Consider the following 24,074-nt stretch of genomic DNA (forward strand, 5'->3'; position numbering starts at 1 on the left):
GAGTTGACTCCCGTTCACCAACTCATCCAATTAAGCTGTTTGATCATGATGGTACTTGGTCTGTTTTTCCCTGTCGCTTCTTTCGAAGGTGCTACGAGTGGGCTCACCCTGTTTTTGACTGTGCTAGTACCATATCTGCTTCCATTTTTAACATTTTCCAAGCTATTCATGCACACGGTCACTCGAAAAACTACATCTCCGTCGGCTTTTTGGATGTATTGTTTGGCATCGGTAGGTGGTTATCCTAATGGCGCTTTACTCGTGAAACAGGCTTATGAGCAAGGGCGATTAAAGTCCCCCGCTTGGTTGCTTGCTGCGTTGCAATTTCCTAGCCCTATGTTTTTAATCGCTTTTGTAGGAATTGCGAGTCTTAATGATCGAATGATTGGGATAACGCTTTACTTATTGCTGCATGGTATTAATTTGAGTATATTCATCCTTTGGCTATTACGCAAAAGTTCAACACTTGAACCTGCTGTTTCCTTGCCACGTCGACCTGCTCAGTCTTTCTTCTTATCCATTTCAGAGACTTTAACAATTATTGCGGTGTCTGTTATTGTCAGCAGCTCACTCGCTGAAGTGTTGGTTCAAACCTTCGTATTGCCCGATTCATTTGCCGCCATACTTTATGGCGTATTAGAACTGTCAGCTGGTATAGAACAATTTGCCGATTTAAATGTACCTCTTTTTTATTACGGTTTGCTGATTGGATTTACAGGTATGAGTATTCATCTCCAAAATTACCTGCTATTACGAGGGTTAGGAATTTCTTTTGCCCCTTATTGGGCTACACGATTGCTAACGATGCTCGTATTGGGACTCATTCTTTACTGTCTGGCATAAAAAAATGAAGCACTCGGCTTCATCATTCTTTTGTAAATTTCTCACGCAAGGCCTTCTCTACGGGAGCTGGTACAAATTCATGGAGCTGGGCTTCATATTTTGCTACTTCTTTCACAATACTAGAGCTTAAGAAAGAATATTCATTTTTCGTCATAATGAAAAGCGTCTCAACTTGATCGTTTAGTTTTCTGTTCATGGATGTGATTTGCATTTCATATTCAAAATCTGATACTGCTCTTAGCCCGCGAATGATAGCTTGTGCATTTTCTTGCTTTGCATAATCCACTAATAATCCTGAGAACGTATCTGCTTCCACATTACCCAGATGGGCAGTGGATTGTTCGATTAAGCGCATTCGTTCTTCTACTGTAAACAAAGGGTTTTTGGAGGAATTGTTCAACACAACCACTTTAATTTTGTCAAATATCACGGATGCTCGTGTGATAATGTCTAAATGGCCATTCGTAATAGGGTCAAATGATCCTGGCACGACTGCAATTTTCATATACGTGATCTCCTTTAAATAGAGGTAGTCTGTTCAAAAAATGAGATAGCCAGGCTACCATAAACTTCTTTCCGGTAACAGGTCGCTAATGGAATAAGATGTTCTATATCTTGTTTTCTGTCGTGCTCACATACTACAATTCCATCTTTAGCTATTAATCCTTTTTCAAATAGGGCGTTAGCTAATCCATACAATTGCACTTGTGCATAAGGGGGATCAAAAAACACTAAATCAAAACTTTTCTGTTCTTGCACCATGCGCTCGATTGCATATTTTGCATCTATCTTATAAAGTTCTGCCTGGTCAGAGAATCGGGTCTTATCGATATTTTCTTTTATGACTTGAACAGCCTTGCCATTCTTCTCGACAAACAAGGCGTGTGAAGCACCGCGACTTAAAGCTTCTAATCCGAGACCGCCTGATCCTGCAAACAGGTCTAAAACGTGTTCTCCGTCAAAATAAGGCCCTAAAATATTAAAAAGTGACTCTTTCACTTTATCAGTAGTTGGACGTGTAGCCTCACCCGGTAAAGCTTTTAATGGAATACTTTTGCGTGTTCCCGAGACGATTCGCATCATCTCCCCCCTTTCCAATTGGTGCGATATTTAGTAAATTAACATAAGTAGCTTAAACAAGAAAGGACGTTACACTATGATTCAACGCTTTATTGAGCTTGGTGAAGGATACGGAGATGTATTCGAACTATGTGAACTAGCACGTACTAACAAACACCGTATTCACCATGCCTTCATTTTACACGGAACGAAAAATGACAAAAAAAGTGTCTCCTTGGCACTGGCATTAAAACCAGCTGGAGACGTTCCTTTTATACCCATTTATTGTTGCAGAGAAGGGATCCCGCACCAACTTCCGAAAACAGGCAGGCAGCTTGCATTTGAACAAACGATGGCTGATTTGGATATTGTTCCTGTGACGCTTGAGGTGAAGCATTCAAGTGAATTTGGTTCAGTAGAGCATTACTACCAGTCGCTAATCGCCATTATGCGGTTGAATCACTTGCTACCACCATTATCATAGGCCGATTTTGTAATCGTATTCTTTTGCTTTATCAGGCTTTGAGTTCTCGTACTCAGTTTTAATAGAAGGACGTTCTGAAGGCATTAATTTTTTAACAAACGGTAATTTTAAAAGTTTAGTAGTGACAGTATCTATGTCTTCTTGATTAGTGTAAAGAACCACATATTTTAATTTACGAGAAATGTAGTAAACATGGCCATATTTCCGTAAGGTTTTCGCATGTTTTAAATGGTTGACATAAACAATCAGACCTTGTCTTTGAATCATTCCCATTCCTCGCTTTCGGTAGTTGCAGATTTGGTGTATTCATAGTAAGTTAAGTCTACCACAGCAGGGAAAATCTGAAAACTGAATCTAATTGGAGGCTACCCGCATGACACGTAAACGAACGATTGCTTTATTTGTCGCAGCCGCAGCAGGGACTGCTTGGGCTGGATCTAAAGCACTTTCAAATCCCCAGCCACGTGCAATAAAGAAAGTTCTATCAACTGAAGCAACCTGCATACTCGCTCATCGCGGAGGATCCAATCTGGCTCCTGAATCCACACTCTTGGCTTTTGAAAAAGCGGCTGAATTAGGAGTCCACGGGTTTGAGATTGATTTGCGTATGACGAAGGACGAACACATCATTGTATTTCACGATGATACAGTTGACCGCACTAGTGGACAAACCGGCAGCATAAGCCAAATGTCTCTTCAAGAAGTGCAAGCAATTGACTTTAGTGAACGCTTTGAAAAACGTGACCTCTTAACTGATGAGGAATTGAAAAAAGCTAAAATTATTACATTACAAGAATTATTAGAACGTTATCCGTTTCTCTATATCAATATGGACATGAAGGATTCACCCTCCTCTTATGAAGGATCGTTAATGCCTTCTAGACTTTGGAGGATTTTAGATGAAGCAAATGCTTTAGACCGTGTGGTCGTTACTAGCTTTTATGATGAGCAAATCGATCGCTTCAACTTGTATGCACAGAACAGAGTTGCCTTAGGGGCTGGAGAAAAAGAAGTTCGAAAAGCTTATGCCGCTTATACTAGTCAGTTTAAACATCTCTATCATCCAAAAGCTGACGTCTTTCAACTCCCTGTAAATCATAAATCGATTCGTCTAGATACTCGTGGTTTCATACAATTTCTACATTCACTCAATATCAAAGTACATTATTGGACGATTGATGACCCACAACAAATGATACAACTGATTGCTAAAGGGGCAGATGGAATTGTCACAGATAGCCCCGATCTAGCCGTTGAACTCACAGAATTTGGCACAAAATAAAAAGCCCCCGAAGGAGCTTTTAAGCAGAACACGCACAGCCAGAGCCAGTGCCGCATCCTGTACTACAAGAACCTGTCGCACTCTGGAAAAAGGGATTGCTGACAGGTACTTTTATATCATGAGATACAGCGTGCGCAAGTAATAAGCTAAGTTCATCTAATAAATCTTGCACATCATTTTCAGCTGCCTTTAACTCCGTCACTTGCGGAATCAGGTCCATCTCACGCTTTTTGACGCGAATCTTAGTATTAATCGATTTATAGTCCGGATGGTACTTCCCGAATCGCTGGACTTCTTCATACGTCTCTTTCAGACGTGAAAATTCATGGACTACTCTTGCTACTTCAGGTGTCGAGTAGACATCCTGGTAGGCTTTATGATAGGCTGCAACGATTTCAGAAGTCATGATGAACTCATTCAGTTCATCGACATGATCTAAGATGTCGCTCCAGTCAGATGTCATCTGCATGATGATCCCTCCCATTTCATCATACCAAACTTTAGTAAAGGGGCAAACTATCTTGCAATCCACTGAAACCATTCAAAGCTTTTACGAACAAGCTTCAGAAACTGAACAACACCTATTAACCTCGTTCGTCCAAGGTCTTAAGGATAAACGACAAGGACTTTACACAACTTACATAAATGCAGCCTTTCAGTTTGATATCTCATTCCCTGAAGATACGTGTCGTGTCGAAATGCCCGTTACCCCTTTGACCGTCAACTCATTTGGCATGCCACATGGCGGTATACTAGCAACTCTGATTGACAACGCGATGGGCTTCCTTGTCAATAAAGAGCTACGTCCCGTTGGTAAAGGTGCCGTTACTACAAATTTAACGATTCATTACACGAAGGCAACAACTGATGCTCATGTTTACAGTATTGCTTCCTACTTGCACAAAGGCCGTCAAACGCTTGTGCTTGAAGGATCGGTTTATGATACACAAGGCACGCGAATAGCTTATGCAACAGGCTCTTTCTTTGTTATTGATTTACCCACTCCTCAATAACAGAGCGATCAGTGTAAGGAATCTTAACTTCTCTATACTCAATGAAGGGTTCATTGCCTTTACCAGCAATGATAACGATATCTCCTTGTTTACTAGTAGTAAGTGCGTACCAAATTGCGGCTCGTCTGTCTGCCAGGATGAGCGCGCTTGGTGCGCCTTTTTTAATGTCCAACAGTGGCTGTAAACTGTCTTCAAATCGTGGATTGTCCATTGTGATGATAACCCGGTTGCACTGGATTTCTGCTATTTGCCCTATTACTTCCCTTTTCGCGCGATCTCTATCTCCCCCACAGCCAATAATTAAAGTTTTACTCCCTTGGAATGAATCCACTAATTTTTGTAAAGCATCAGGCGTGTGAGCAAAATCAATCACTACCCTTACGTCTCCTATAGTAATTACTTCATAGCGACCTGGCGGAGAGGTTAGCTTTTTTTTCGTGTAGCTGAGTCGCAAAAATTCACAACAACTGACAGCTGTTGCTTCGTTTAATTTGTGCAAATCTGAAGTTGGTAATACAACAAGAGAATTTTTAGATTTTAGGCCCTGTAAATAAGCAGGTTTTGTGACCACGCAGCAGCTAGCCAATTGGACAATTTGTTGCTTCACGTCTAAGTAATGGTTGAATGAACCATGGTAGTCCAGGTGATCATGTGACACTTCATGGGCAACTATACAACTAAACGGAATATTGTTTAGCCGCCCCTCAACAAACCCAATCGAGGAAGCCTCTAACAAAATAATTTCACATCCTGATGCAACAGCTAATTTTGCAGCTTTTATTAATTCTAGTAGTGGCAATGTTGTATTTGAGCTAAAGGCCTCTTTAACTTTTTCGCCTTTAATGCGAACTCCTAACGTCCCAATTGTAGCTACAGCATAATGATCGGAAAGAAGTTGCTCTAAGTAATAGACAGTAGTTGTTTTGCCGTTAGTTCCCGTTACCCCTACCCAGTGATTAATCGAACGGCAACTAGAGAAGAAGTAACGTGTGTAATTTTCAATAACTAGTTGGGCATCAGTCACTTGTAACAAGAAGAGCGAAGAATTTTGAAAAGCTAGTTGAACTCCACAACTGGGTTTCGAGGAAAAATAGTGGGCATTTCTTTCATTAATTAAGATGGCATCTGCTTGATGTTTGGAGTGATCCGACAACGTTTCTAGACTATATGGGATTTCCGCAATGCTTGGCTTCCAATAGACAGAATCAATTACTAATGAAACAATCATCTTCCACTTCCTTACACAGATTAAGTGTTGATACATACAGTAATTTAGTACGTGCACTACTATATGTCAGGAGGTGAAGGAATGGGAAAGCACATACCGTTGTCATCCACAAATACGGAGGATGGGCAATGCAAACGGAAGAATCTAGACAACAGGTTTTAGCAAAAATTAAAATGGCTGTTGATAGTGGCCATCACATAGTAGTCATTGTTTCGGCAATGGGTCGAAAAGGTGACCCCTATGCAACTGACACACTTCTTTCCCTCGCACCTTGGGAAGCGAGTTCAGCAGAACTTGAGTTAGTAAAGTGCAGTGGTGAATTCATATCAGCCTCCCTACTGACAGCTCTCATCAAAACTAACGGAATTTCTTGCAATCTGCTTTATGGAACAAATGCTGGATTGGTTGGTGACAGCTTGCTACACCCTTCTCAAATGAAACATTGTGAAGAAAGTGTTCAGACATATTCTGTAACAGTAGTGCCAGGGTTTCATTATGTTACAAAAGAAGCTTATTTCACTACATTTGAACGAGGTGGGAGTGATTTTACTGCGTTATTATTTGCTCATTATTTTCAGTGCGAAGCAATTTTTTTCAAAGATGTGGAGGGTGCCTATTTTCCACCTGAATCTTCTTGCGTCGCAAAAAGTCTAACTCATCAACAACTCTGTGAACTTGAAGTCATCCAACAAAGAGCCGCCCAATTTGCCGCGAAACATAAAATACCGCTAACCATTCAGTCTTATTTGACTGAAGGCAGCGGTACACTTATTCGGGATCTTCCTCAGCAAGCTCAATAAAGTTTTGAGTATAAAATTGTGCAAATATACCCACACCTAAGTGTGTGTAAGAAGGTTCTAAAATGGTCTCCCTGTGCTCTTTTGAATTCATCCAACCATTAGCAGCCTCTATTGGATCACGGTATAGCGCAGCACTATTTCCACCTGCTTTTTCATAGGGAATGGAAAACTCTTTCAGCTTATCCTCGTACTTAGAGAGCTCAAACTCCTCTTGCATCACTGTCTCACTCTTAGCCAGTTCTTCACTGTAACTCCGAGCAATCTGGGCAAGAGCCGGGTAAGGCTTCAACGGTTCCAAGTCATGGCGCATTCTATACAAATTCGTCAAATCAATTAATTCTCGTTCCGCTGCACGGTCGACAGCATTTTGAATCGTCGAGGTTGGGTACGTCATCTCGATCATTTCACCCTCATAGTACGTATCGTAAGCTCTGTGCATTAAAAGAACTTCAGGTGTAATAAATCTTACGCCCTCTAGCTCGTTGTCGAATGTATCAATATACAACTGGGCGAATAAACCTTCATATTGAACCAAGATTCGGCGTTGTGTATCGGAAGGACTCAATGACAGGACATAGGTGCTGTCATTTAACTCCAGTCCGATTTCAGGAAGCACTAATGTGAACCTATAAATCTCTTCGAGTGATTGCCCCACCTTATAAGGATTGACCTGTGCATCTTCTCCGGCAGCATATACTTGATTAATGATGCCATCTTCTACACCCACCATTTGATAACTAATCACATCATGTTTATAAATATGCCATTCATAATTATACAAAGAAGGTTCGATTCGAAGTGGATCACCATAAGCCTTTCGCCATTCTTCAATTGGTTTCCCTACAAAAGTCGAGACTCCTTCTTTCGGTCGCGAAAAAACATTGTAATCAGGAGTTGAGTCTGTCAAATTCTCTTGAGGCAATACTTGTCCTGTTTGTCTTTCTTCTGTTAAAAGCTCATTTTCTTGAACCGGTTGATCAAATAAGACGAAAGCAAAGACAACTATAACTGCTGCTATAAATAACTTCGCTAAATTGTTCATCTGCTCTCCTCCCTTTTCATTTTAGTATAGCAGTGAGCGCTGTTCTGACACAATGTTGTCATTGCATCAGATCATATTTTCCTATACTATTAAGTAGAAGAAATAGGGTGAAAACCTAAAGGAGGGTGTTCCATGTATTTTGAAAATACTGGTCTAGAGAATTTAGTAGTGGATTTGAACCTACTGGATGACATTATGAACAAACATGGAATGGTTCGTGCTGGTGCATGGGACTATGAGCGTGCTACGTATGACAAGAAGTTTGTAATTCGTGAGGGCACATATTACCTTCGCGTGTTTACGTATACAACGGATGGAGATGTCGGTGCACACGATGCGATGATGACTCTAATGAAGCCGGTTGTTGGAAAGCACTACTATCCACACGGTGTTGAATACGGAGAAGATGAAGTGTTCCCAAAACACTTACTAAAATCATGTGAACAAACGCTTGCAGCTATCCGTGCTGACTTACAAGCATTTGAGATTCGCGCATAATTTGAAAGGAGTAGAGGTCACTCTACTCTTTTTTCTTACCTACTTCTAAAGGAGCGCATGCAGTGAAAGTGAAACGAATCGATCGTACACTAGTACGAAATATTATTTTACTAACTATCTTAGCTATTCTCGCACTTGTCATTTTGCCGGTCTCGGTACCTATCATTTTGGCATTACTTGTTGCCATTTTTGTTGAACCACTTGTACATTTTTCACAAAATCGCTTTAAGTTGAGCCGCAAAACTTCCGTAATAGTGAATTACACACTAACGTTCGGATTGTTTATCCTCTTATTTTACTTTATGATTACTTCATTAATTTCACGCATTATCGAATGGTCAAAAGCCTTCCCATCCTATCTAAATGATTTAGGCGGCATTTGGATCAATATTCAAAATAAATTATTTGATATGACAGCTGGACTACCACTAGAAGTCGTAGAATCTATTCAACAAGAAGTTGATTCCACACTTACAAGTTTGCAACAATCGCTCCTTGCCATAGTGAACTATGAAAATATTACGGCTTTACTTACTGAAATTCCAAATCTACTTGTTAGCTTCATTGTATTTTTAATTGCCTTATTCTTATTCATGCTCGACCTCCCTGCGTTACGCGGAAAATTTTTCAGTTATTTCTCCAATGAAACGGCAGATAAAGTACTCTTTATGTACTCTGGAATCAAACGTGTTATTTTTGGCTTTATGAAAGCGCAGGTTCTTGTCAGCTTTATTATTTTACTTGTTAGTTTGATTGGGCTCTACATTATTATTCCAGAATATGCTTTAGTAATGTCTATCTTCATTTGGATCATTGATGTCATTCCTATTTTAGGCTCTATCATTGTCCTTGCTCCATGGGCCATTGGTGCATTTGCTATGGGAAACATTGCTCTAGGTACTAAACTCTCCATACTAGCAGTTATCTTACTGATTATTCGACGTTCAGTTGAACCAAAAGTGATGGGTGCACAGATGGGCTTGTCCCCTCTAGCCGTGTTGATTGCGATGTTTATTGGAGCTAAATTATTTGGCTTGGTAGGCTTTATCGTAGGCCCATTGGTCGTTATCATTTTCACGACAGCTAAAGAAGCTGGCATTATTAAATTAGATTTCAAACTATAGTAAAAGCCTTTCCGATCAAAGTGATCGGAAAGGCTTTTTATTAATTCCCTAATATTGCTTTAAAAAGTGAAGTCGTTTCTCCACCCGTATAGAATACGTAAAGAAGACAATAGACAGCGACTCCTGTAATAGCTACAAAAAACCAGACTACTGATGTAATTGGTCCCCATTTGCGATGTTTTTCGATGTTGTTTTTGAGACCTAAGTAAAGTGTGGTAAGACCAAACACAGCACCTGTAGTCGCCAAAATAATATGGAAGATTAAAAATAGCGTGTAATAAATTTTGATATCGTCTGGTCCACCAAATGCTGTGTTTCCAACAAAAAGTGTGCGCGATACGTAAATAATAAAGAATGTTAATGCGGATGCAGCAGCAGCTAGCATCGTTTTTTTATGTGCTTCAATTTTTCTTTGCTTGATCAAGTACCAGCCAATTGCGACTAGTATAGCACTGAGTACAATAAAAAATGTACTGATTGTTGGCAATAAGGGTAGCGTCATTCCAATTCTCCTTTAAGTCTTTATACTCTCGTTTGAAGATCGCGAATAGCTTGTTCTGTAATTTCATCTGCTCGGTCTTGCTCATTACGGTACCAAGCAAAAAATACACTCGATAACAATACAGCATAAATGAGCTCTTGGATAATTTTCATAATGATTCCGCCAAGCTGTTGATCTTCATGAGCTGACATGCTTGTAAATAATTCTGGTCCAGATAAAGATAATTGGGAAAGAGTCGATGCTGGAACACAAAGCTCCATCGCTTTTTGCCAAGCATCTGCATCTGTATAAGTAGCATACATCGGGTCACTTGCAAAAATGATAAGCGCACAAGCGGGTGTAATTAATACGGCACTTCCTATAATAAATCCAATTTTTTTGAGCCCATGTAGCGTTTTTTGATTTTTCGTCACATCGACCACAGACCACCACATAAAGATGGCAGATAAGAATAACGCGAATGTCACTACGGTGTGTAAAATTTCATTCATTTTGATTTGATCAAAAATTAATGGAATGTGGTAGAAAGAAAAGAATGCACTAAATACAACTAGCGCTAGCAATGGCTTTGTTACAAAATTAAAGGGTTTTGCAAAAAGCGGTTTGCTGAGAAGCGTCTCCCAAATCCACCATGGAATCCCTTTCATCAGGAGAATCGGAATTAATAGTAACAGTATAGCCATTTGTGCCATATGTACCGAGAATAAAATATGACCTATCAAGTCAACAGGTGATCCTTTGACGATGTACAGAAGTAGCATACTCCCTACAAAGTATGAACGTTCTGAAGATGTTACTGGCTCAGACACAGCAAAGCGATGACGTCCTGGTCCGGTGATATAGAAATAGCCCGCTGTGAGTAGAGCTAGAATAACAAATAGATAGGGACTCCAGTTTGCGACAAAACCGAATTCTGAAATTGACAAGGTATCTCACCTCTCCTTATGCAGTCACTACTTGTATTATAGCCCCGAAATGCGTTCACATCAATGAACAGGGAGTGAACATTCTTATTAGATGTGGAGCCGACTGGTCAGAAATTGTGCGAAATGACAGCGGAGCCCGTGAAGCGTGTTTTGCTTCATGGGATGCGATGGCTTTTTGCGGGATTTCTAGGAGGCGCAACTCGATTTCATTCGAAGTCGAAACCCGATAACCCGAGATGTGGAGAACTCCACTCTAGAACTTTTAATGTCGTCAATCTCTGACGCTACGGTAGTGAGTTCCAGGGGGAGCATACCGGAGCCTCCTCTTGGCATACGAGAAGCTTGCACTTCTCGCAGCCGAGGAGACTCACGACGCGCCCTCGGAAAGCAGCCCCTCCACTCAACTCTAGTCTTGGAAGAATCTGTACCTGTCACCCAATCAAATGAAGTGAAATAAATAAATCCCAGCAGTTCCCAAAAGGTACCTGTCCCCCAAACAATTCCAACACATTTTATAAATATGTATATAATAACGCAAAAATCAGCTGTCAATTTGCATGATGAATGAATAGTCATGAATGTCAGAATAGTGTTTGGGACAGGTACCTATAAAGATAGATATGGGACAGGTACCTATAAATAAAAAAAGACCCCCAAACCGGGGGCCTTTCTCACTTACCACCAAACAATCGTTAAGAATGTGATGACAAATGTAAAGCCGAACAATGCGCCACTGTATAAGAAGAACGCAGCCATGTTATGGCCTTTATCACTCATATGCATGAAATAATAAAGTTGAAGGACTACTTGTACTGCTGCAAGAAGCAAGATGATAGGTGCTACATAGAATGCAGACATGCCTGCAGCTACTGTTGCAAAAGCGATAAATGTTAAGAAAATCATAATCGCAAAAGTAACGACTTGCATTTGCATGTGATGTGAACGTTTGCGACGCGCGTATTCATATTGTGTCTTGTTTTTCGCTACAACAACATGTGTATCGTGACCCATCTTAACCCATCACTCCCATCAAGTAAACTACTGTGAAGATGAATACCCACACAACATCAATGAAGTGCCAGTATAGTGAAGCTGTGTAATACTTCTGCGCATTGTATACAGACAATCCGCGTTTTGCATTACGTAGCATAAGAAGGATGATCCATCCTAAACCAATCACTACGTGAAGACCGTGTGTTCCAACTAATGTAAAGAATGCAGAAGAGAAAGCACTCTGTGAGAAGTAGAAACCAATGTGTACATAGTGATAGAACTCGTAGATCTCAAGAGCCAAGAATCCTAGACCTAGTAATACAGTGATTGCCATCCATGTTTGCATACCACGGAAATTAAAGTTCTTCATGTGGTACATTGCGTAAACAGATGTTAAAGAAGATGTTAAAAGTAACATCGTCATAAGGAATACAAGAGGTAATCCTTCACTAAACAAAGACTGTGTCGTGAATGTCATACCTTCTGGACCTTTATCTTTCAACGCTAAATATGTTGCGAATAAAGATGCGAAGAGAACAGTCTCTCCACCAAGGAATAACCAGAAACCTAAGAACTTATTTTTACCTTCAAGATTAGCCGTTTCCGGATGTTCCGGCCACGTTTGTGGGGTATATTTAATTTCTTCAGCCATTAGTATTTACCCCCTTTGTCATCCATTAAATCTTCTTTATGGATATGATATCCGTGGTCATCTTTCCATGAACGGACACCCATAGAGATAAGTGTGATGGCTAGACCGATTACTAGTACCGGAACAGCCCACGTTTTTTCACCGTTGTAAAGTGCACCAAATGATGCGATGAACAGACCAAGTGACATTACAAATGGAATGAATGAGTTGTTTGGCATGTGAATATCGCTAAGTGGTTCAGCGTATGTCATACCTTCTTTATTTCCTTCTTGTTTCTCGATCCAGAATGTATCTAGACCACGAACAAGTGGTGTACGTTTGAAGTTGTAGAATGGTACTGGTTGTGGAATCGCCCACTCAAGTGTGCGTCCATCTTCCCAAGGATCCGTTCCAGCCGGTTTGTTTTGAACAACAGTTTTCACGATGTTCACCACTAACACGATAACTCCAAGTGCCATGAATACGGCACCACCAGAACTGATTGCGTTGAATGCGTCCCAACCTTGGTCTCCTACGAATGTGAATACACGACGTGGCATACCCATTAATCCTAAGAAGTGTTGGATAAAGAATGTTGCATGGAAACCGAAGAAGAATAACCAGAATGTGATTTTTCCAAGTTTCTCATCTAACATTTGGTTGAACATTAACGGCCAGTACAAGTGCAGACCCGCTAAGATTGCTAGTACTACCCCACCTACGATTACGTAGTGGAAGTGAGCTACGATGAAGTATGAATCGTGTAATTGGTAATCAAGTGGTGCAGCTGCCTGCATGATCCCTGTTACCCCACCTGCTACGAATGAAGGAATAAATCCTAAAGCGTAAAGCATTGGTGTTGTGACTTTGATGCTACCGCCCCAAATTGTGAGGAGCCAGTTAAAGATTTTCACACCAGTTGGTACCGCAATTGCCATGGTCGCTACAGCGAAGATTGCGTTTGCTGTTGGCCCAAGACCTACTGTGAACATGTGGTGAGCCCATACCATGAATCCTAAGAAACCGATAAGAACTGTTGCAAATACCATCGCTGAGTAACCGAATAAACGTTTACGTGAGAAGATGACAAAGATTTCAGAGAAAATACCGAATGCCGGTAAAATCAGGATGTATACCTCAGGGTGACCGAAGATCCAGAATAAGTGCTCCCAGATAATTGTGTTTCCACCCATTGTATGATCAAAGAAGTTCGCACCGAACATACGGTCAAAGATCAAGAAGAAAAGACCGATTGTAAGTGGTGGGAATGCGAATAAAATAAGTGCAGATGCGACAAACGTTGTCCACGTGAATAGTGGCATACGCATATATGTCATACCAGGTGCACGCATGTTAATGATTGTTACTAGGAAGTTAATCCCGGCAATATACGTACCGGCCCCAGAGATCTGAAGTCCAAGTGCGTAGAAGTCAATACCATTTCCAGGTGAGTAAAGCGAGAGCGATGCATACGATGTCCATCCAGCATCTGGCGCTCCTCCCATGAACCAAGATAGGTTAAGGAAAATTCCTCCGAAGAAGAACAACCAGAAACCAAGTGAGTTTAAGAATGGGAATGCAACGTCACGTGCTCCAATTTGAAGTGGAACTACGGCATTCATATATCCAAATAATATCGGCATGGCGGCAAGGAAAATCATTGTCGTACCATGCATAGTAAGGATTTCATTGTATAGACCGGCACTTAAGAAGTCGTTACCCGGTACAGCTAACTGGATACGAATCAGCATTGCCTCGATACCACCGACAATGAAGAAGAATCCACCTGATGCTAAATAAAGGATGGCAATTTTCTTATGGTCAACTGTTGTAAGCCAGTCCCATAATACGGAGCCAAAGCCTTTTTTCTGTGCGATTGCGCTCACAGTTCCTACCTCCTTCGACTATTGCTTATTTTCTACTGATAAGCCCATTAAATACGCAGCTAAAGCATCTAACTCTTCATCTGATAAGTTAGGGTACTCAGGCATATTGTTTCCTGGCTTGTATTCTTGTGGATTCTTGATCCAGTCTTTTAAGTTTTCTTCCGTGTAATCTAAGTAACCAGCTACTCGGTTACGATCGCCAAATGTCGCCACGTTTGGACCTTGTCCTTGTGCAACAGCTCCGCCAACTGCAGATACTGCGTGACATCCGATACAACCGTTTTGAACGAATAACTCTTCACCTTGAACTGCTAGATCAGATTCAGGTGCAGATGGTTCTTCATTCGCAGCTGCTACCCACGCGTCGAAATCTTCGCGGCTAACAGATTTTACTTTAAAGTCCATTAGTGCGTGAGACGGACCACATAGCTCAGCACATTTTCCGTAGAAAACGCCATCTTTTAAGCCTTCAGATTCTTTATCAAACTCTAAATAAAATTTGTTGATGTTTTCAACGTTTGTATCCAATTTACCACCGATGGATGGAATCCAGAACGAGTGTTTCACGTCTGCTGCCATCAAATTGAAGTAAACGCGTTCTCCAGTAGGAACGACTAACTCCTGTGAAGTGACGATTCCTAAGTCTGGATATTCAAATTCCCACCAGTAAAGGTGTGCATTTACGTTTACAGTCAATGCTGTTTTATTACCTTCTTCGTCTACTTCTTCCATTCCAGCTACTTCAGCTTGTGTATATGTATAATACACAGTCGGAACTGCTAAAATAACGAGTAAGATGATTGGAATAACTGTCCAAAGAATCTCAAGTTTTGTATTTCCTTCTACTTGTTCAGGGATTGTATCTTCCCCAACTTTAGAGCGTCTGAATTTCATGAGTGCCAGTACATAGATAACAACAACGACAATAATTACGAAGGTCATAATTGCAGTAGAAAGAATCAACAAGTTAAATTGTTCAGAGGCTACTGGACCTCGTGGAGTCAAAGTTGAAATTTGCTCTTGGCCACAGGCAGCTAGGAAAAACATAAGCGCCGCTAGCATTGAAAAGAGTCGCCATTTTTTTAGCCCTTTCATCATCGCTAAATCAAACCCCACTTTCATAGTTGTAATGTTCTTCGCTTACGGATGTGCTCTACATGGTTCTTATTAGATAAAGATTGCAAAGATCACAATCGATACGAATAAGATCGTCATGTAGTTTAGGGAATAAACAAACATTTTTGTTGCCCACTTTAAATCATCTTGCGTACGATAGCCTTTTAGAGCAAGCCATAGCCATCCAAGATTGAGAGCTGTTGCAAGGATTAAAAACCCTGTTCCTAATGAACTTAGTAAGAAAGGAACTGGTAACAATGCAAGTACCCAAATTAAAATGGAGCGCTTTGTGCGTTTAAAGCCTTTTACTACTGGTAACATTGGAATGTCAGCTGCTCGGTATTCTTCTGTTCGCTTCATAGCAAGTGCATAGAAGTGCGGTGGTTGCCAGATGAACATAATTAAGAATAATGCCCAAGCTTCCCAGCCAATCACAGGTTCAATTGCCGCCCACCCGATTAATGGTGGAATAGCTCCTGAAATACTTCCTACAACTGTATTGCTGACATGTTTCCGTTTTGACCACATAGAGTAGAGCACGACATAACTAATGATGCCGGCAAGTCCCCAAACACCAGCAGATGTAGATGCCATAAATAACAATATTTCGCCTACAACGAGCAAAGTCAGAGCAATCGTCAGAACCAACGAACTTGAAAAACGACCTGTTACTGTTGGACGCTTGCGTGTTCTCTTCATAATTGGATCAATATCTTGGTCAATCCAGTTATTCATCGCTGCCGAACCAGCAATTATGAGTGCAGATCCTCCAATTGTCAGCAGTACTAGATCAAATTCCTGTATAAAGCTACGTCCCGTCAATTGAAAAGCCAACCACATACCTGTAAATGCAGTAATCAAATTGGAATTCACAATGCCAATTTTAATAAGTGCTAAAAAATCTTGCATCCACGTTGTCGATTCGACAGTCGGCTCAGACGTTGTAGCTAATGTCGTACTGTTCGACATGTTGCGCCTCCTTTCATTCATGTAAGCATAATCTGCTACTCTTAACTATAACTAAAAACCGTATGAATTTCTAGCGTGTTCCGAGAATTTCACAAATCTATGGCCTACATCGTCATTTTGTCATAACATCTTAATAGTAATGGATTTCTGTTGTCGAGTTGTGAAAAGGAAGGTACGAATTTATGAACAAAGTGTGAAATAACAATAGAGACAGGACATGGTTCTCTTTTGTTCGTTGTTTTTTAGTGCTATTTTCGCTATTATCAAAGAGCAGATAAGGTATAGAAATGAAGGTGAAGCAGTGAAAATACATCCAGTCTTAAAAATTCTTGCCGTCCTCTCCACTCTTGGTATGCTCATGATCTTGCTCGGTGGTGCGTTAGTAACCAAAACCGAAAGTGGTCTTGGCTGTGGACGCAATTGGCCAGATTGTAACGGAAATTTAATACCAAAAGAAATTACAGCCGAAGTTTTAATTGAATTTTCTCACCGTGCTGTCACACTTGGTGTCAGCGTATTGATTTTAGCTCTTGCTATTTGGTCATGGCGGAAAATCGGTCACGTACGTGAAACAAAGTTTTTAGCGTTCATCTCCGTATTTTTCTTAGTTCTTCAAGCACTCATAGGTGCTGCACAGGTTTTATGGGGTCAAGGAGACTTCATCCTTGCATTGCATTTCGGAATTTCTCTAATTTCGTTTGCTTCAGTGTTCTTATTGACCTTATTAGTATTCGAAGTAGATAAAAAGTTCCACAGTAATCAACTTGTAATTGATCGCAAACTACGCTTCCACACAATTGGTGTCACGCTCTATTCCTATATTGTTATTTACACAGGGGCTCTAGTCCGACATACAGAATCTAGTTTGATTTGTCGTGATTGGCCACTCTGTCGAAACGATGAATTCGCATTACCGAGCAACATGTATGAATGGGTACAAATGGGACACCGCGCGGCAGCTGCACTAATTTTCATCTGGTTGCTCTATATCATGATTTATGTCATTAAAAACTATAAATCACAGAAGGTCCTTTATTATGGTTGGATCATCGCATTTACATTAGTAGCCTTGCAAGCAACGACAGGCATGTTATCTGTGTTAACTCGCTTAAACTTGTATGTTGCTTTGATGCACTCACTATTTATTACGTTACTCTTTGGATTGCTTTGTTACATGATACTTCTGGTATCTAGAAGCCGTGCCAATTACAAACGGGATTAAGTAAAGTCTGTTCGCTTCGTGCGAGCAGATTTTTTTGTTTTCGATAAATTTGTTTGCTCGCTCTGTGAGGCACCCAGAGATAATCTGTAGAGAAGAGGGCGGGACAAAATTCAGTAATAGACACAAAAATCAGCAAATTCTCTAGAATTGACCCTAGAGAACTTGCTGATTTATTTTAGTCCCAATCTCTTTTTTTACTTGTAGTTCAAAGGTTTTGATTAGGCCTTTTCGATTTCAATCAATAGATCTCCTGGTGAGATTGCTTCTCCTGCCACCACGTGAATCTCCTGAATCGTCCCGTTGAAAGGTGCTTGAACAGTCGTTTCCATTTTCATTGCTTCAGTGATAAGCAAATGCTCACCACGTTTAACTTTACTGCCCTTAGCTATAGCAACCTTTAAAACAGTCCCCGGCATCGTAGCACCAATGTGCTGTTCATTGCCCGTTTCTATTTTCCGTTTTGCTACATGACTGACCTCCACATTAACATCTTGAATGTAAATTTCGCGTGGTTGACCGTTTAGCTCAAAGTAAATGGTGCGTTGACCTTCTAAGTTAGCATCACTAATGGAAACAAGTTTAACCATTAGCGTCTTCCCTTTTTCAATCTCCACTTCAATTTCCTCGCCTAGCTTCATTCCGTAAAGGAATGTTGGCGTGTCTAAAACGGACACATTCCCAAATTGATCGACCGTCGTGCGGTATTCTTCAAACACTTTAGGGTAGAGAAGATGCGCTAAAACTTCATGGCTGCTCACTGGACGGCCTAGTTTGGTAAATAGCTCTTCACGTACCTGTTCAAAGTTTGCAGGCTCTAGAAGCTCTCCTGGACGTACTGTGATCGGTTTACGATCCTTTAAGATCACTAATTGCAATTCTTCAGGGAAACCGCCATACGGTTGGCCGATATACCCCTCAAAGAATTCGATGACAGAATCCGGGAAATCCAGCGACTGACCTTTTGTTAAAACTGTATACTCATCTAAATCGTTTTGAACCATAAATAGCGCCATGTCTCCCACAACTTTTGAGGATGGAGTAACTTTTACAACATCACCAAACAATAAGTTCACTCGAGAATACATGTCTTTTACTTCTTCCCAACGTTCACCTAGACCTACAGCCTTTGCTTGTTGCTGTAAGTTGCTGTACTGACCGCCTGGCATTTCATGAACATAGATTTCAGAATGCGGACTCTTCATACCACTTTCAAAATCACTGTAGTATTTACGAACTTCTTCCCAATACTGTGACAATAACTCCAGCTCTTGAACATCTGTGCGAATGGTACGTCCAGTGCCTGTTAATGCATAAGAAAGGGAGCTTGCTGAGGGTTGAGAAGTTAAGCCACTCATAGAACCAAGAGCAGTATCTACGATGTCCACACCCGCTTCAATAGCACGTGCGTATTGGAATACACCATTTCCGCTTGTGTCATGTGTGTGCAAGTGAATCGGTAAATCTGTTGTATCTTTCAGCTCACTAATTAAACGGTACGCTGCTTCAGGTTTTAATAGCCCCGCCATATCCTTAATTGCAAGAATATGTGCGCCAGCCGCTTCTAATTCTTTAGCCATGTCTTTGTAATACTGAACTGTGTATTTTTGACGGCTATCATCTAAAATATCTCCCGTATAACAAATAGCTGCTTCTGCGATCTTCCCAGATTGGCGAGTCGCATCGATTGCCACTTCCATTCCTTTGATCCAGTTTAAGCTATCAAAAATACGGAACACATCAATCCCAGCATCAGCTGATTTTTGGACGAATTCACGAATCACATTATCGGGATAGTTTTTGTACCCAACTGCGTTAGCACCACGTAATAACATCTGGAACATAACATTCGGAATTTTTTCACGCAGCGTTAACAAGCGCTCCCATGGATCTTCTTTTAAGAAACGGTACGCTACATCGAATGTTGCGCCGCCCCACATCTCCAGAGAAAAAGCATCTTTCATGCCGTGGGCTGTTTGGTTAGCAATTTGATACATATCATACGAACGAACTCGTGTAGCAAGTAAAGATTGATGGGCATCTCGGAATGTAGTGTCTGTAATCAAAACATCTTTCTGTTCTTTGATCCATTTGACCACAGCCTCGGCGCCTTGCTCGTCTAGCAATTGCTTCGTACCTGACAGAGATTTTACATCGAATTTTTCAGTAGATTGTGGTGGTAAATGGAACACAGGTTTAGGCTTGCGTTCGATGCCCGGGAATCCGTTCACACTGATATTTCCGATATAGGATAATAGTTTTGTTCCACGGTCTTGACGTGATGGGAACAAGAATAATTCAGGTGTTGTGTCGATAAAACTCGTATCAAATTTCCCTAAAATAAAGTTTGGATGCTTCACTACATTTTCAAGGAAAGGAATATTGGTCTTAATTCCGCGAATACGGAATTCTTGTAAGTTACGGTCCATCTTTGCTGCTGCTTCTTTAAAAGTCATACCCCATGTGGATACCTTTACAAGAAGAGAATCATAGTAAGGCGTGATAACTGCGCCTTGGAAGCCGTTACCTGCATCAAGACGGACACCAAATCCACCACCAGAGCGATAGACCATTAATTTACCCGTATCTGGCATAAATTGATTCAGTGGATCTTCAGTCGTTACGCGCGATTGAATCGCAAAACCAAACAATGGAATTTTATCTTGTTCGGGAATTCCCATCTCTTCACTTGAGAGACTGAGACCTTGCGCAATTTTGATTTGAGCGTGCACGATATCTACACCCGTAATCATTTCTGTGATGGTGTGCTCTACCTGAATGCGAGGGTTTACTTCAATAAAGTAAAAGTCTTGATCTGTCACTAAAAACTCAACAGTCCCTGCATTGATATAGCCAACGTTATTCATTAACTTGACAGCTGATTCACAAATTTCTTCTCGAAGTTTTTTACTCAGTGCGTTTGAAGGTGCAATCTCAACTACTTTTTGATGACGTCGTTGAATCGAACAATCTCGTTCATACAAATGAATCAAGTTGCCGTGCTTATCTCCTAAAATCTGAACTTCAATATGTTTTGGCTTGTCAACAAACTTCTCTACATACACTTCATCGGAACCAAATGCCGCTTTCGCTTCTGATTTGGCCCGATCAAAGGCTTCTTGTAAATCTTCTTTTGTTGGCACTACACGCATCCCTCGGCCACCCCCGCCAAGCGATGCTTTAATCATGAGTGGATAGCCATATGTATTACCGAATGCCTCTAATTCTTCTAGAGAGCTGACTGGACCATCACTTCCTGGAATAACAGGAATACCTGCGGCAATTGCTTGATCACGAGCTTTTACTTTGTCACCAAACATATCGAGGTGCTTTGATGTCGGCCCTATGAAGATAATGCCTTCTTCTTCACAACGTTTGGCAAACTCTAAGTTCTCAGACAAGAATCCGTAGCCCGGGTGAATCGCGTCTACGCCTGCATCTTTAGCAATTTCAATAATATTCTCGATGTCTAAATACGCATCGATTGGTTTTTTTCCATCTCCCACCAGATACGATTCATCTGATTTGAAGCGATGAAATGAGCCGTTGTCCTCGCGAGAATAGATAGCCACTGTTCGAATTCCTAGCTCTGTACATGCTCGGAATACCCGTATTGCTATTTCTCCTCGGTTTGCTACTAAAATTTTGTTAATTTTACTCACGTTCATCGCCACCCTTTGCATCAATTTTTAGATTTTTCGTATCGTGCGAACATCGATACATTGACTAAAATACCAAGTGCTGCTGAAAATAAAATTAAAGCGGTACCTCCATAAGAGATAAAAGGTAGGGGTACACCTGTTAAAGGAATAATTCCTAACATACCACCTAAATTAACGAATGTTTGGAATCCAAAAATAGAAGCAATTCCAGCCGCTATCATTCGGCCATGGGGATCTTTACCTGTCAAAGCAATGGAAAGCCCTTTAAATACTAAGAAAAAGATTCCTAGTAAGACAATACCCACTCCAATAATACCAAGTTCTTCGGCAATGACTGCCATGATGAAATCAGTATGGGGTTCAGGTAAATAGCCATATTTTTGATTGGAGTTTCCAAGCCCAAGACCTGTGAGTCCCCCTGAACCAATTGCTAGATAACCATTTACAATTTGATAGCCAAATGAATCTTCATAGGCAAATGGATTGAAAAAAGCTTCTAGTCGACCTAATCTTCTTGGTGTAATTATGGACTCTCTAAAAAAGTATAGCAAAATACCAATTATCAGAAAAGCGCCAAAAATGAGACCTAGTAATTTTGAGAACACTTGGACGCGAACTCCACTAGCTACAATGACTGTAATACATACAAATGTAATGATCATGGAGTTACCCACGTCAGTCTCTAACATGATAGAGGCAACGGCTGCTGCCATGATAATAATCGGTGGATAAATTGAATTAGTTAAATCATTCAACGTCCCTTTTTGAATTTTCTTAGCAAATAAACCAGAAAAATAAAGAACGAGAACAATTTTTGCGACTTCAGATGGCTGCAGATTGATTGGGCCTAGATACAGCCAACTTTGCGATCCTGCTGCTCCCCCACTCCCGATAAAGTGAACTAATAGAAGTAGCACGAACATCACGCTGACCATTAACATCATCATGTATTTGTTTTTGAAATGCTTATAGGGAAACAAAGACATTAGAAAGAACACAGGGATGGCTAAAAATAAATTGAACTTTTGTTGCTGATAGAAATAGTCAGGTGCCCAGTCGTACTTCTCTACTGCCCAATAAAATGAAGAACTATAGATCATGACTAAGCCAAAAATACATAGGATTAGGTACGCAAATACAATTGAAAAATCTGTGTAGTTCAAATAACGTTTAAAATAAGTTTTCACATCAGTTCACCTTGCTCTTGTTAGTAGTTGTGTTAGTGGTGAGGAATTCTATGTAGTAAAAAAACTCAAACACTGGCTGTTTGAGTTCATTTACGATCGGTATATGTTTCGTGTAGCAGCGACATCTCTTTTTCAAGAGAAGCCAAAATCTCTTTACCTTCTTCACGCTGAATAAGCCCAAGTCTCACAGCAAACTCAATCTCACGTGAGAGACCGAACATTTGTGTATCTAATACCTCTTCGTAAAGAGGACATTGTGGCATCGTCAAATTGTCCAGTTGTACTTTAATTAGCTGAGCAATTTTTTCAGCATCGGTTTTCAGTAGCGACAGCGCCTTGTCCCGATACGACTGCTCTATTTGTATATCCATATGAGGACGCCCCCATCTAAAAATTCTAGTTTAACTTATTAAAGTGTATCTTTCTAGCTGTAAAATTGCAAGCAGAGTTGTAGGGATAACAAGGAAAAATACTTTGTTCCATTGCTCATTCACGGTATACTAGCAACAGATAAGACATGGAGGGAAAAGAAAATGGATATGATTATTCCTGTAAAAGGTGCTGTGAAGTTTCCAATCACAATTGATCCTACAGTGTGGATCTTTGACGACCGCAAAGTAGATATAGACGAATACTTTAGTGGTCATTTTCAAGAAGTTAATCAAGAAGCTGAATATACAGACGTTACCTCTAAGCAATGGTCGCGCGAAATTACGGAGGGTTCCGTGTTTCCTCCTACATTAAAATCCGAAAAAAAATACGAGCGTACTAAACTCTTAACGAATTCCTATGCAATTCCACTAGAATCATTTATTTTGAACGCTGAGCCAGCAGCTACTGCAACAACGTTAGTAGTAGAATCAACAACTGGTGATAAACGTTACCCATTGAACACACTTTCCACATTGCTTGTTCAATTTAGTAAAGAAGGAAAACCACTAAAAGAAGATGGGCCTGTCTACATTTTACACAAAGATGGCAGTAATATTGAAGCACCACTTACTCATGTCAGTTCCTTTCGGGTAGAATGATATGCGAGTAAAATGTGTAATCTGCGACCGCATTGACCGTTTAGAAGATGATTTACCATTAGCAAAAAAACTTCGTAATCGATTTATTACGACTTATATGTGTCCGGAATGTTCCGATCGCATCAAAAAAAATACAGAAGCTCGTTTAGCAACTGGTAACTTCCGCTTCTATAGAAGTTCTCATCCTGCTGAAGATGAATTTTAAAAAAATACCCTCTGAGACTACTGTCTCAGAGGGTATTTTCAAGCTGTTGTGCCTCGTTTTTCAAGACGCATACGAACTTTATAGATGATTAAAATTAAAGCAGCCACCATTAGTCCTTCGACTATTGGTAGGAAGAATGCCAGGAATGTGAGTACCAAGCATCCAATAAATAGAAACAAATAAATCACTATATTTTGGCGAAGTGGTAACCTCTTGGCAAACCCTAGTTTATAAACAAGAACTGACAAAGCAAAGATGATGAAAAACAAAACATACCCTGCCACATCAAAGTTTGGCATTTGCTCGTAAATGAACCGGGAAATTGCAGACATCCTACCAAAAACCATTTCTTGTCCATCCACTTAGAGTCTCTC

The 24,074-nt window shown here is 40.6% G+C and carries 27 protein-coding genes; 10 read left to right on the plus strand and 17 right to left on the minus strand.

From position 1 onward, the window contains the following. The first annotated feature begins 45 nt into the window (after positions 1–45). Positions 46–843: a hypothetical protein gene (locus MKY84_RS10330; RefSeq protein ID WP_342525922.1), complete on the plus strand. Its 798-nt coding sequence runs from the start codon at positions 46–48 to the stop codon at positions 841–843. 22 nt (positions 844–865) lie between these two features. Here the strand turns inward: MKY84_RS10330 and coaD are convergent, their stop codons facing one another. Together coaD and rsmD are read right to left on the minus strand one after the other, a co-directional pair. Further along, the gene (gene coaD / locus MKY84_RS10335; protein WP_342525923.1) at positions 866–1,348 is read right to left on the minus strand and encodes a pantetheine-phosphate adenylyltransferase; all 483 of its coding nucleotides are present in this window, start codon (positions 1,346–1,348) and stop codon (positions 866–868) included. Between the two features lie 14 nt (positions 1,349–1,362). Then, positions 1,363–1,923, minus strand: a complete 561-nt coding sequence (rsmD, locus tag MKY84_RS10340) for a 16S rRNA (guanine(966)-N(2))-methyltransferase RsmD (protein WP_342525924.1) — start codon at positions 1,921–1,923, stop codon at positions 1,363–1,365. A gap of 76 nt (positions 1,924–1,999) precedes the next feature. Here rsmD and MKY84_RS10345 point away from each other — a divergent pair, with 76 nt between their 5' ends. Then, a complete protein-coding gene (locus MKY84_RS10345) occupies positions 2,000–2,386 on the plus strand; it encodes a methylthioribose kinase (protein WP_342525925.1) in 387 nt (128 codons plus the stop codon). Here the strand turns inward: MKY84_RS10345 and MKY84_RS10350 are convergent. Beyond that, complete coding sequence (locus tag MKY84_RS10350) at positions 2,381–2,653, minus strand: DUF2129 domain-containing protein (protein WP_342525926.1); 273 nt, start codon at positions 2,651–2,653, stop codon at positions 2,381–2,383. The genes MKY84_RS10345 and MKY84_RS10350 overlap by 6 nt on opposite strands. Before the next feature lie 106 nt (positions 2,654–2,759). Between MKY84_RS10350 and MKY84_RS10355 the strand changes: the two genes are divergently transcribed. Further along, positions 2,760–3,668 (plus strand): glycerophosphodiester phosphodiesterase, encoded by a 909-nt coding sequence (locus MKY84_RS10355; RefSeq protein WP_342525927.1) that lies wholly within the window; start codon positions 2,760–2,762, stop codon positions 3,666–3,668. Between the two features lie 19 nt (positions 3,669–3,687). Here MKY84_RS10355 and MKY84_RS10360 read toward each other — a convergent pair whose 3' ends face one another. Then, on the minus strand, positions 3,688–4,137 hold the full coding sequence (locus MKY84_RS10360; RefSeq protein ID WP_342525928.1) for a YlbF family regulator: 450 nt from the start codon (positions 4,135–4,137) through the stop codon (positions 3,688–3,690). Positions 4,138–4,189: 52 nt separating this feature from the next. Here MKY84_RS10360 and MKY84_RS10365 point away from each other — a divergent pair, with 52 nt between their 5' ends. Beyond that, positions 4,190–4,681, plus strand: a complete 492-nt coding sequence (locus MKY84_RS10365) for a PaaI family thioesterase (RefSeq protein ID WP_342525929.1) — start codon at positions 4,190–4,192, stop codon at positions 4,679–4,681. Here MKY84_RS10365 and MKY84_RS10370 read toward each other — a convergent pair. Next, positions 4,656–5,909: a Mur ligase family protein gene (locus tag MKY84_RS10370; RefSeq protein WP_342525930.1), complete on the minus strand. Its 1,254-nt coding sequence runs from the start codon at positions 5,907–5,909 to the stop codon at positions 4,656–4,658. The two genes, MKY84_RS10365 and MKY84_RS10370, sit on opposite strands and share 26 nt — an antisense overlap. Positions 5,910–6,013: 104 nt before the next feature. Here MKY84_RS10370 and MKY84_RS10375 point away from each other — a divergent pair, with 104 nt between their 5' ends. Next, complete coding sequence (locus tag MKY84_RS10375; protein WP_342528884.1) at positions 6,014–6,709, plus strand: hypothetical protein; 696 nt, start codon at positions 6,014–6,016, stop codon at positions 6,707–6,709. Here the strand turns inward: MKY84_RS10375 and MKY84_RS10380 are convergent. After that, complete coding sequence (locus tag MKY84_RS10380; RefSeq protein ID WP_342525931.1) at positions 6,678–7,751, minus strand: CAP-associated domain-containing protein; 1,074 nt, start codon at positions 7,749–7,751, stop codon at positions 6,678–6,680. The two genes, MKY84_RS10375 and MKY84_RS10380, sit on opposite strands and share 32 nt — an antisense overlap. 132 nt (positions 7,752–7,883) lie before the next feature. Between MKY84_RS10380 and MKY84_RS10385 the strand changes: the two genes are divergently transcribed. Both MKY84_RS10385 and ytvI read left to right on the plus strand, forming a co-directional pair. Next, positions 7,884–8,249 carry a YugN family protein gene (locus MKY84_RS10385; protein WP_204588950.1) on the plus strand — a complete coding sequence of 122 codons (366 nt, stop codon included), beginning with the start codon at positions 7,884–7,886 and terminating at the stop codon, positions 8,247–8,249. A gap of 62 nt (positions 8,250–8,311) precedes the next feature. Beyond that, entirely contained in the window at positions 8,312–9,373 is a 1,062-nt protein-coding gene (ytvI, locus tag MKY84_RS10390; RefSeq protein ID WP_342525932.1) for a sporulation integral membrane protein YtvI, read from the plus strand. Positions 9,374–9,413: 40 nt separating this feature from the next. Here ytvI and MKY84_RS10395 read toward each other — a convergent pair whose 3' ends face one another. From MKY84_RS10395 to cyoE, 7 genes are all read right to left on the minus strand, one after another. Next, positions 9,414–9,875: a DUF420 domain-containing protein gene (locus MKY84_RS10395; RefSeq protein WP_204588949.1), complete on the minus strand. Its 462-nt coding sequence runs from the start codon at positions 9,873–9,875 to the stop codon at positions 9,414–9,416. Positions 9,876–9,895: 20 nt separating this feature from the next. Then, complete coding sequence (gene ctaG, locus MKY84_RS10400; RefSeq protein WP_342525933.1) at positions 9,896–10,801, minus strand: cytochrome c oxidase assembly factor CtaG; 906 nt, start codon at positions 10,799–10,801, stop codon at positions 9,896–9,898. A 675-nt stretch (positions 10,802–11,476) separates the two neighbouring features. Next, positions 11,477–11,812 (minus strand): cytochrome c oxidase subunit IVB, encoded by a 336-nt coding sequence (gene ctaF, locus MKY84_RS10405; RefSeq protein ID WP_342525934.1) that lies wholly within the window; start codon positions 11,810–11,812, stop codon positions 11,477–11,479. A gap of 1 nt (position 11,813) precedes the next feature. Further along, entirely contained in the window at positions 11,814–12,446 is a 633-nt protein-coding gene (locus tag MKY84_RS10410; protein ID WP_204588946.1) for a cytochrome (ubi)quinol oxidase subunit III, read from the minus strand. Then, positions 12,446–14,311 carry a cytochrome c oxidase subunit I gene (locus MKY84_RS10415; protein ID WP_342525935.1) on the minus strand — a complete coding sequence of 622 codons (1,866 nt, stop codon included), beginning with the start codon at positions 14,309–14,311 and terminating at the stop codon, positions 12,446–12,448. Before MKY84_RS10415 ends, MKY84_RS10410 begins: the two co-directional genes overlap by 1 nt. Positions 14,312–14,329: 18 nt before the next feature. Further along, positions 14,330–15,409, minus strand: a complete 1,080-nt coding sequence (gene coxB / locus MKY84_RS10420; RefSeq protein WP_342525936.1) for a cytochrome c oxidase subunit II — start codon at positions 15,407–15,409, stop codon at positions 14,330–14,332. A 69-nt stretch (positions 15,410–15,478) separates the two neighbouring features. Then, positions 15,479–16,396 (minus strand): heme o synthase, encoded by a 918-nt coding sequence (gene cyoE / locus MKY84_RS10425; protein WP_204588944.1) that lies wholly within the window; start codon positions 16,394–16,396, stop codon positions 15,479–15,481. A 301-nt stretch (positions 16,397–16,697) separates the two neighbouring features. On the opposite strand from cyoE, the gene MKY84_RS10430 reads away from it, so the two are divergent. Then, the gene (locus tag MKY84_RS10430) at positions 16,698–17,618 is read left to right on the plus strand and encodes a heme A synthase (protein ID WP_342525937.1); all 921 of its coding nucleotides are present in this window, start codon (positions 16,698–16,700) and stop codon (positions 17,616–17,618) included. Between the two features lie 218 nt (positions 17,619–17,836). Here MKY84_RS10430 and pyc read toward each other — a convergent pair whose 3' ends face one another. The 3 genes from pyc to MKY84_RS10445 all read right to left on the minus strand — a co-directional run bounded on the left by pyc (position 17,837) and on the right by MKY84_RS10445 (position 22,835). Further along, a complete protein-coding gene (gene pyc / locus MKY84_RS10435) occupies positions 17,837–21,277 on the minus strand; it encodes a pyruvate carboxylase (protein ID WP_342525938.1) in 3,441 nt (1,146 codons plus the stop codon). A gap of 20 nt (positions 21,278–21,297) precedes the next feature. Beyond that, positions 21,298–22,464, minus strand: coding sequence for an FtsW/RodA/SpoVE family cell cycle protein (locus MKY84_RS10440; RefSeq protein WP_342525939.1), 1,167 nt, complete (start codon positions 22,462–22,464; stop codon positions 21,298–21,300). Between the two features lie 86 nt (positions 22,465–22,550). Then, positions 22,551–22,835: a YlaN family protein gene (locus tag MKY84_RS10445; protein WP_342525940.1), complete on the minus strand. Its 285-nt coding sequence runs from the start codon at positions 22,833–22,835 to the stop codon at positions 22,551–22,553. A gap of 162 nt (positions 22,836–22,997) precedes the next feature. Between MKY84_RS10445 and MKY84_RS10450 the strand changes: the two genes are divergently transcribed. Then, complete coding sequence (locus MKY84_RS10450) at positions 22,998–23,495, plus strand: peptidyl-prolyl cis-trans isomerase (protein WP_342525941.1); 498 nt, start codon at positions 22,998–23,000, stop codon at positions 23,493–23,495. 1 nt (position 23,496) lies between these two features. After that, positions 23,497–23,700 (plus strand): YlaI family protein, encoded by a 204-nt coding sequence (locus MKY84_RS10455; RefSeq protein ID WP_342525942.1) that lies wholly within the window; start codon positions 23,497–23,499, stop codon positions 23,698–23,700. A gap of 38 nt (positions 23,701–23,738) precedes the next feature. Here MKY84_RS10455 and MKY84_RS10460 read toward each other — a convergent pair whose 3' ends face one another. After that, on the minus strand, positions 23,739–24,047 hold the full coding sequence (locus tag MKY84_RS10460) for a YlaH-like family protein (protein WP_342528885.1): 309 nt from the start codon (positions 24,045–24,047) through the stop codon (positions 23,739–23,741). Between the last annotated feature and the right edge of the window lie 27 nt (positions 24,048–24,074).

Source organism: Chryseomicrobium sp. FSL W7-1435, from assembly GCF_038595005.1.
Classification (GTDB): Bacteria; Bacillota; Bacilli; order Bacillales_A; family Planococcaceae; genus Chryseomicrobium.

What these genes read in the sequence shown, in the direction of transcription:
- MKY84_RS10330 (WP_342525922.1), top strand. Translation starts at nt 46, where the DNA reads ATGATGGTACTTGGTCTGTTTTTCCCTGTCGCTTCTTTCGAAGGTGCT.
- coaD (WP_342525923.1), bottom strand. Translation starts at nt 1,348, where the DNA reads ATGAAAATTGCAGTCGTGCCAGGATCATTTGACCCTATTACGAATGGC.
- rsmD (WP_342525924.1), bottom strand. Translation starts at nt 1,923, where the DNA reads ATGCGAATCGTCTCGGGAACACGCAAAAGTATTCCATTAAAAGCTTTA.
- MKY84_RS10345 (WP_342525925.1), top strand. Translation starts at nt 2,000, where the DNA reads ATGATTCAACGCTTTATTGAGCTTGGTGAAGGATACGGAGATGTATTC.
- MKY84_RS10350 (WP_342525926.1), bottom strand. Translation starts at nt 2,653, where the DNA reads ATGATTCAAAGACAAGGTCTGATTGTTTATGTCAACCATTTAAAACAT.
- MKY84_RS10355 (WP_342525927.1), top strand. Translation starts at nt 2,760, where the DNA reads ATGACACGTAAACGAACGATTGCTTTATTTGTCGCAGCCGCAGCAGGG.
- MKY84_RS10360 (WP_342525928.1), bottom strand. Translation starts at nt 4,137, where the DNA reads ATGCAGATGACATCTGACTGGAGCGACATCTTAGATCATGTCGATGAA.
- MKY84_RS10370 (WP_342525930.1), bottom strand. Translation starts at nt 5,909, where the DNA reads ATGATTGTTTCATTAGTAATTGATTCTGTCTATTGGAAGCCAAGCATT.
- MKY84_RS10380 (WP_342525931.1), bottom strand. Translation starts at nt 7,751, where the DNA reads ATGAACAATTTAGCGAAGTTATTTATAGCAGCAGTTATAGTTGTCTTT.
- MKY84_RS10385 (WP_204588950.1), top strand. Translation starts at nt 7,884, where the DNA reads ATGTATTTTGAAAATACTGGTCTAGAGAATTTAGTAGTGGATTTGAAC.
- MKY84_RS10395 (WP_204588949.1), bottom strand. Translation starts at nt 9,875, where the DNA reads ATGACGCTACCCTTATTGCCAACAATCAGTACATTTTTTATTGTACTC.
- ctaF (WP_342525934.1), bottom strand. Translation starts at nt 11,812, where the DNA reads ATGGGTCACGATACACATGTTGTTGTAGCGAAAAACAAGACACAATAT.
- MKY84_RS10410 (WP_204588946.1), bottom strand. Translation starts at nt 12,446, where the DNA reads ATGGCTGAAGAAATTAAATATACCCCACAAACGTGGCCGGAACATCCG.
- coxB (WP_342525936.1), bottom strand. Translation starts at nt 15,409, where the DNA reads ATGATGAAAGGGCTAAAAAAATGGCGACTCTTTTCAATGCTAGCGGCG.
- cyoE (WP_204588944.1), bottom strand. Translation starts at nt 16,396, where the DNA reads ATGTCGAACAGTACGACATTAGCTACAACGTCTGAGCCGACTGTCGAA.
- MKY84_RS10445 (WP_342525940.1), bottom strand. Translation starts at nt 22,835, where the DNA reads ATGGATATACAAATAGAGCAGTCGTATCGGGACAAGGCGCTGTCGCTA.
- MKY84_RS10450 (WP_342525941.1), top strand. Translation starts at nt 22,998, where the DNA reads ATGGATATGATTATTCCTGTAAAAGGTGCTGTGAAGTTTCCAATCACA.
- MKY84_RS10455 (WP_342525942.1), top strand. Translation starts at nt 23,497, where the DNA reads ATGCGAGTAAAATGTGTAATCTGCGACCGCATTGACCGTTTAGAAGAT.
- MKY84_RS10460 (WP_342528885.1), bottom strand. Translation starts at nt 24,047, where the DNA reads ATGGTTTTTGGTAGGATGTCTGCAATTTCCCGGTTCATTTACGAGCAA.